At 59.5% G+C, this 6,749-nt stretch carries 2 protein-coding genes; one reads left to right on the forward strand and one right to left on the reverse strand.

Annotated features, from left to right (window positions below):
- Positions 1 to 22: 22 nt before the first annotated feature.
- On the reverse strand, positions 23 to 5,203 hold the full coding sequence (locus F7P65_RS09035) for a cadherin domain-containing protein (protein WP_150291411.1): 5,181 nt from the start codon (positions 5,201 to 5,203) through the stop codon (positions 23 to 25).
- A gap of 611 nt (positions 5,204 to 5,814) precedes the next feature.
- Between F7P65_RS09035 and F7P65_RS09040 the strand changes: the two genes are divergently transcribed.
- Positions 5,815 to 6,690, forward strand: a complete 876-nt coding sequence (locus F7P65_RS09040) for an endo alpha-1,4 polygalactosaminidase (RefSeq protein WP_240334244.1) — start codon at positions 5,815 to 5,817, stop codon at positions 6,688 to 6,690.
- Positions 6,691 to 6,749: the final 59 nt, after the last annotated feature.

Consider the following 6,749-nt stretch of genomic DNA (forward strand, 5'->3'; position numbering starts at 1 on the left):
GTCGCCCTCTTCATGTCCAGGCCTAAAGCATGAAGTCGCTCTGCACCGCGTGGCTGCCGACCAGCCTGATCGCGAATTCGACCGTTGCCGGATTATTGTCCGTATTGGCTTCGATCAGCGTGTCGCTGCCGGCCGAAACGACGTGGAGTTGCCCCGGCGCGCTGAAGCCGAGATCCCCGATGAAGGTGAAGGCCTGATTGCCGCCGGTGGTCGTATTGGCGTCGATACCCGACAGGTCGATCTTGTCGATCCCCGACTGGAAATCCATGATCTGGTCCATGACCAACGGCGTACTCTGCTGTACGTTGGTGTAGATGAAGGTGTCGGCCCCACCGCCCCCGATCAATATGTCCGCGCCGTTGCCGCCGGTGATGCGGTCATTGCCGCCCATGCCGTTCAACGTATCCGCGCCGGCTCCGCCCGTCAGTTTGTCATCCTCCGGCGTTCCCATGAGCGACGAGCCGCTGCTGCCCGCGGTCAACGATATGCCGCCGACATTGCCGATCGTGACGGTGATATCCTGGAAATCGGTCGCCCCGTGCGAGTCCGTCGCGACCACACGCAACTGATAGACATTATTATGGTCCACATCGCCCGGATTTTCATAATCCGGGGCGGTGATGAAGCTCAGTTGTCCGCTTGTGCCGTCGATGACGAACAGCGCGCCGTCGCCGGAATTCGCAATCGAATAGCTGACATGATCGCCAATGTCGGGATCCGCGGCCACCACCTTGGTGACGTTGAGAATATTCTCCTTCATCGAGATTTTCGCCGTCGCGCCTCCCCCATTGGAGGTGATGACGGGCGCGTCATTGGCATCGACGACAGTGACGGCCAGCGCCTGGCTGGCGAACAACTTGCCATCGGACACGCGGACGATGACGTCATAGACATTGTTCGCGCCGCTGTCCGTGGGCGCCTCGAAATTGGGCGCCTTTCGGAAGGACAGCGCACCGGTTGCGCTGTCGATGATGAACCGGGCCGCGTCCGCCCCGCCGGAGATCGAATAGCGGAACGTCGTCCCGGCGTCCGGATCGGCGGCGGTCACGGTCGTGACGGCTGTCGTCCCCTCCGCCATCGAAAGCGATGCTGTCGCGCCGCCGCCGTTGGAAGTGATGGTCGGCGCTTCATTGACGTTGGTGATGGTGACGGCCAGCGCCTGGTCGTCGAACAACTGCCCATCCGATGCGCGCACGATGACATTGTAGACATGATCGCCGCCCGAATCGGTCGGATTTTCATAATCCGGCGGCGTGATGAAGGTCAGTGCGCCCGTGCTGCTGTTGATCGCGAACTTGTCCGCATCGACCCCGCCGGAAATCGAATAGGTCAGCGGATTGCCATCGGAATCGAAAGCCTGGACTATCGTCACCGCAGTCACATTCTCGGCTTTGGAGAGTGAGGCCGTCGCTCCGCCGCCATTGGAGGTAATGATCGGCGCCCGATTATTGTTGGTGATGGTGACGGCAATCGCCTGTTCGTCATATAGCGCGCCGTCCGACGCGCGAACGATCACGTCATAGACATTATTTGCGCCATTATCGGTCGGCGCGGTGAAATCCGGCGCTGTCGCAAAGGATAGGGCGCCGGTCGCGCTGTTGATGACGAACTTTGCCGCATCGACCCCGCCGGAGATCGAATAGGTCAGCACCGTCCCGACATCGGGATCGGTGGCGGTCACGGTGGTGACGGCCGTGCTGTTCGAGCGTACGGAAACCGATGCGGTCGCCCCCCCGCCGTTGGACGTGATGGTCGGCGGCTCATCCGCATTGGTGATGGTGATGGCCAGCGCCTGCGTCGCCGTCAGCGAACCATCGGACACCCGGACATTCACATTATAGATATTATCCTTGCCCGCATCGCCGGGCAGGTCGAAATTGGGCGCCGTGATGAAGGACAGCGCGCCGGTCGTGCTGTTGATCGTGAACTTGCCGGAATCGGCGCCACCGGCCAGCGAATAGGTCAGCGTCGTATTGGCGTCCGGGTCCGTCGCAGTGACAGTCGTGACGGCCGTCAGATTTTCAGCCATGGTGATCGATGCCGAAGCCCCACCGCCGTTGGAGGTGATGGTCGGCGGTTCGTTCACATTGGTGATGGTGACGGCCAGCGCCTGATCGGCAACGAGCGTGCCGTCCGAAGCCCGAACGATCACATTATAGACATGATCGCCACCGGCATCGTCCGGCTGCTCGAAATTGGGCGCGGCTATGAAGCTCAGCGCGCCGGTCTTGCTGTCGATGGCGAATTTGGCTGCGTCCACCCCTCCGGCGATGGAATAGGCCAGGATCGTGTTGGCGTCGGGATCGGTCGCCGTCACGGTCGTCACCGCCGTCAGATTTTCTCCCATGGAGATAGCGGCCGTGGCTCCGCCGCCGTTGGAGGTGATGGTCGGCGGCTCGTTCACATCGGTCACGGTGACCGCAATGGCCTGTTCATCGAACAGCGTGCCGTCCGACGCGCGCACGATCACGTCATAGACATTGTTCGCGCCAACATCGCCCGGCGCTTCGAAATTGGGGGCGGAGACGAAGGACAATATGCCGGTCGCGCCGTCGATGACGAATTTGGCCGCGTCCGCGCCGCCGGAAATGGAATAGCTGATCGTCGTCCCGACATCGGGATCGGTGGCGATCACCGTGGTGACGGCCGTGCTGTTTTCCGGGACCGAAAGGGTCGCGCTATCCAGCCCGCCATTGGAGGTGATGACCGGCGCGTTCTGATAGGTCAATGTCACTGTGTGCAGGCCGTAACTGCCCAGATCCAGTGTCCAGATCTCGCCCGACTTGTCGACCACATTCGCGCCGGACACCACCACGCCGTCTGTGCCGGGATTGGCGATGTCGATGATGACCTTGCCCTCGCCCTGAAGCGAGAAGGCAAGATTATGGCCATCGCCCGTCACGCTGAGCAGGACAGCCCGCATCGGCAGGTCGGTGATATGCGTCACATCGTCGGCCGCCGCCCCCATGTGGATGGTGAAGGTGCCGCCGCTCTGGGGCAGGAACACGCTGTTGCTGTCATAGGCGTACCAGCCGGTCACATTCTGAATGACCAGCGATCCCTGCCGATCCACATCCAGCGAAAGATTGCCGACATTGGCCCCGCTGACAGACGCACTGATGGTGTTGCCGGACACGCTGGAGGTCACCGTGGAATTTTTCAGCGCCGTCATGCGCTGGGCCAGGTCGTCGAGCGTCACGAATTCCATGTTCGCCGCGACTGCATGCTGCAACCAGGCAGTGAACATGGAAATGTCATAGGGGCTGTCCGTCGTGGGACTTCCCGACAGAAAATCCGCCGCGCCATAATCGTGCCAGGGCCATACCACCACAGGCGTCTGGGCATTGGCGACGATCTTGTCGAATTCGGCAAGCCAGGCGGCGGTCGCGTCTGCCACGGACTTGTGCTGAAATTCGATCAGGGTGAAGTCGAAGGAGGTGTTGGGCGCGAAATAGATCTGGCTCTGATTGGCGGGCGTCAGATAGCCGAAGGCATTGGGATAGCCCGCCCCCTGCGCCGCATAGCCGCCCGTCAGATAATCCGTCACATATTGCAGTATCTCCTGCGATGTCGCCAGCGTTTCGGGCGCGCCGGGCACCGCCGCGCCGACGATCTGATAGGGCTGACCCAGATAATTGCTGAGCTGGGTGTTCAGGATGGTGGTGCTGTTCTGAAACTCGGTCTGGATCTGCGCAGCGGTCAGGACATTGGTGTCCTCCGGATGAGTCAGGCTGTGCGTGCCGAGTTCACTGCCAAGATCCAGTATCGCCTTGTAATAGGGCAGCGATATGTTCCAGTCGGTGCCGGTCCCGTCCGTGCCGTTCCCGACGTTCAGATAAAAGCTGCCGACGAAATTATAGTCGGCCTTCCATTGCTGAAGGATGGGGATCAGCTTGTCGTAGATGCCCGGCGTGCTGCCCGGCGGATTGACGTCCTCCAGTTCCTGGCTCTGGTCCATGTCGACGCGGGCGGCAACGATCCCGGCATCGCGCGTCAGGTGCAATCCGACCGACATTCCCGTGCCATTTGCCGAGTAGGAAATCGCCTGTTGCAGCATATTGGCGTCGGCCATGATGCCTTCGCTGGAGAAGAGGACGTTGCGCGCCGATCCCGTTTGCGTGGCGAGAGCGGCCGAATAGCTCTGGCCGCCATTGATGGTTTCGGTCGCGATCTGATGGCCAGTGCCGCTGACGCTGGCAAAGGCGTTCCAGCCGACATTGGTATAGCTGTTGACCTGCTGCCCATTGGCGTAATGATCCAGCACAAGGCCGCTGGCGTCTGTCGCTGTGATCTGCACGTCGCCCGTGCCGCCAGTGACCCGGGTGGCGTCGAACAGCACTTTCATCTGCGCATAGGGATCGCCCGGAAGGGGATCGCCGCCCACCGCGCCGCCCTGCACATAAGGCTGGTTCGTCATGAACTCGCCCGCAGCAATCAGGCCGATGCCCAGTTGCTTGCTGGCGATTTCCAGCGTGTGCGTGATCGCCTCCACCTTATCCGTCGGCACGTTGCGGAAAGAAGGGAAGACCAGCGCATCGTAATGAGACAATTTGTTGAGGTCGGTAAGATCGTCCTCCGTCAATATGTCGAAGGGGATTCCGGCCTGCATCGCCTGAGACTGCACCGACATGAAAAGCTGCGAATAGGCCGTCGAGCTGAAATAGGCGTCGGCGGTCGTCTGCGAGAAGACGATGCCGATCCGCATGTCCGGCGCCTCGGTCGCGGTCGTCTGATTGAAGACCGTGAAGGGCGCGGACTGATAATTGGACGGCATGAAAATCGCGTCATTAATGTCGTAATAGCTGTACATCGCCGCCGGGTTGCCCACGGACGCGGCGGGCAGGCGGAATTCGACCACAGTATGATCCGCAGACCAGGCCGCAGTCAGTCCGCTCAACACCAGCGTCTGACCCGCCGCGCCGGTATAGAGATTGATGGTGCCGTCGGCGGCGAAATTGACATTATATTCCGCGCCGCCCGCGAAACCGAATATCTGGTAGCCGGTCGAAGTCTTCCCGTCCGTGTTCAACCAGACGGTCGTATTCGCGCCAATGGCTACGGGCGCCTTCAGGGCGAAGACGAAATCGCCACTGTCGAAGGTAGAATATATTTCATAGCCGGACGTACCGTTGTCGTCGATCCGGTCGGTCGCGAACCAATCATTCAGCGATCCGTCGATGGTGACGCTGTGGCCAAAGGTCATGACAAACCCCCAAACTTATGGATATGAAAATCACGTCATAAGTTTGCGACCGAACAATTTTATCTTTTTTCAGTAAAACTCAATCGCCATACAGGCACGGCAAATATGCGCCGAAAATACGTCGCGATATTCGGCAATCAGCCGTTACCGCCAGGACGATTCCAGCCATATCAGCGCCAGTGGGACTATATCGGGTAGAATGCTTTTATTCTGTTCAAACATCTTCGCGGACCCGAGGTCGGGTAATCCGCATATGGCTATAGTCACACCGCGCTATCCAATGGGGCGACTCGGATTTTTGAAGTTTTTACCCATGGTTAATGTGCTGTTAGGTGGGTTCCAATGTCAATGTTAATGAAAAGATATCCCCAAAAAAATCGCAAATAGAGCAATAGACCTCGCCATAAAATATAATAACTTATGATTTATTCTATATGATCTATGTCTATAGATATATCCTTGTTTCACTTGTTTTCATTTATAAGACCATTGGCTCGACCACCTGTCCCGCCGGGGGCCGTTCTGCTGATTCAGGATCGATGTTCCGAAATGAAGGGACGATGATTGTGTTTCCGGCGCGCAAAAAATTATCGCAAATCAGTGCTCTTGCCATGGCCACGCTCATGCTGGCCGCATGCGGCGGCAGTAATGGCAACAGCGGCTCCCCCACGCCGACTCCGACGCCCGCGCCAACGCCTTCCCCATCCCCCACACCCGCGCCCACGCCGTCCCCCAGTCCCACGCCGACGCCTGCGCCGCTGTCCCGTTGGGATTGGATATTGCAGAGCCAGGGGCTGCCGGCGACGCCGCCCGCGGTCGCTTATCTCGATGTTGACGGCTTCGATACTCCCGCCAGCTATGTCGCGCTCGCCAAAAGCGCGGGCACCAAGATGATCTGCTATCTCGACATTGGATCGGCGGAGAGCAACCGCCCGGATTATGCCAGCCTGGCCGCCATTTCCGGGCTGCTGGGCAACAGCTATCCCGGCTTCCCGGGAGAACGATATATCGACATCCGCCGATATCCCGAATTCATCCAGATCATGGACGACCGACTGCGCATGTGCCGCGACAAAGGGTTCGATTATGTGGAGTTCGACGTCATGGATTCCTTCGAAGACGGGGCATCGACCACCGGCTTCGCTCTGACCGAACAGAACATGATCGCTTATGTGACAGCCCTGTCGAGCCGGGCGCGCGGTTATGGGTTGAAGCCCGTGCAAAAAAATGCGGGCAGTTCAGCGCCCAAGCTGGTTTCGCTGTTCGACGCGATCCTGTTCGAAGATTGCGTGCTGGACAATTTCTGCGCCGACAACGCGCCTTATATCGCAGCAGGAAAACCCGCTTTCAACGCGGAATATCCGGAAGAATGGCCGGCGGGCACATTCGATCGCGCACGCGTGTGCAGCGTCTCGGCCAGCGCGCAAATCTCGACGATCATCACCGTCGTGGCGCTCGACCGGCCCGCGCCAGACCGATGCACCTGACGGAGCGATCAGTCGCAAATTGCCTGATTTTGGGAAATGGCGCACCCGGAACGATTCGA

The sequence above is a fragment of the Sphingobium estronivorans genome (assembly GCF_008692605.1).
Taxonomy (GTDB): Bacteria; Pseudomonadota; Alphaproteobacteria; order Sphingomonadales; family Sphingomonadaceae; genus Sphingobium; species Sphingobium estronivorans.

Excerpts from the sequence above, each read along its gene's own strand:
- F7P65_RS09035 (WP_150291411.1), bottom strand. The coding sequence starts at position 5,203 with ATGACCTTTGGCCACAGCGTCACCATCGACGGATCGCTGAATGATTGG.
- F7P65_RS09040 (WP_240334244.1), top strand. The coding sequence starts at position 5,815 with ATGGCCACGCTCATGCTGGCCGCATGCGGCGGCAGTAATGGCAACAGC.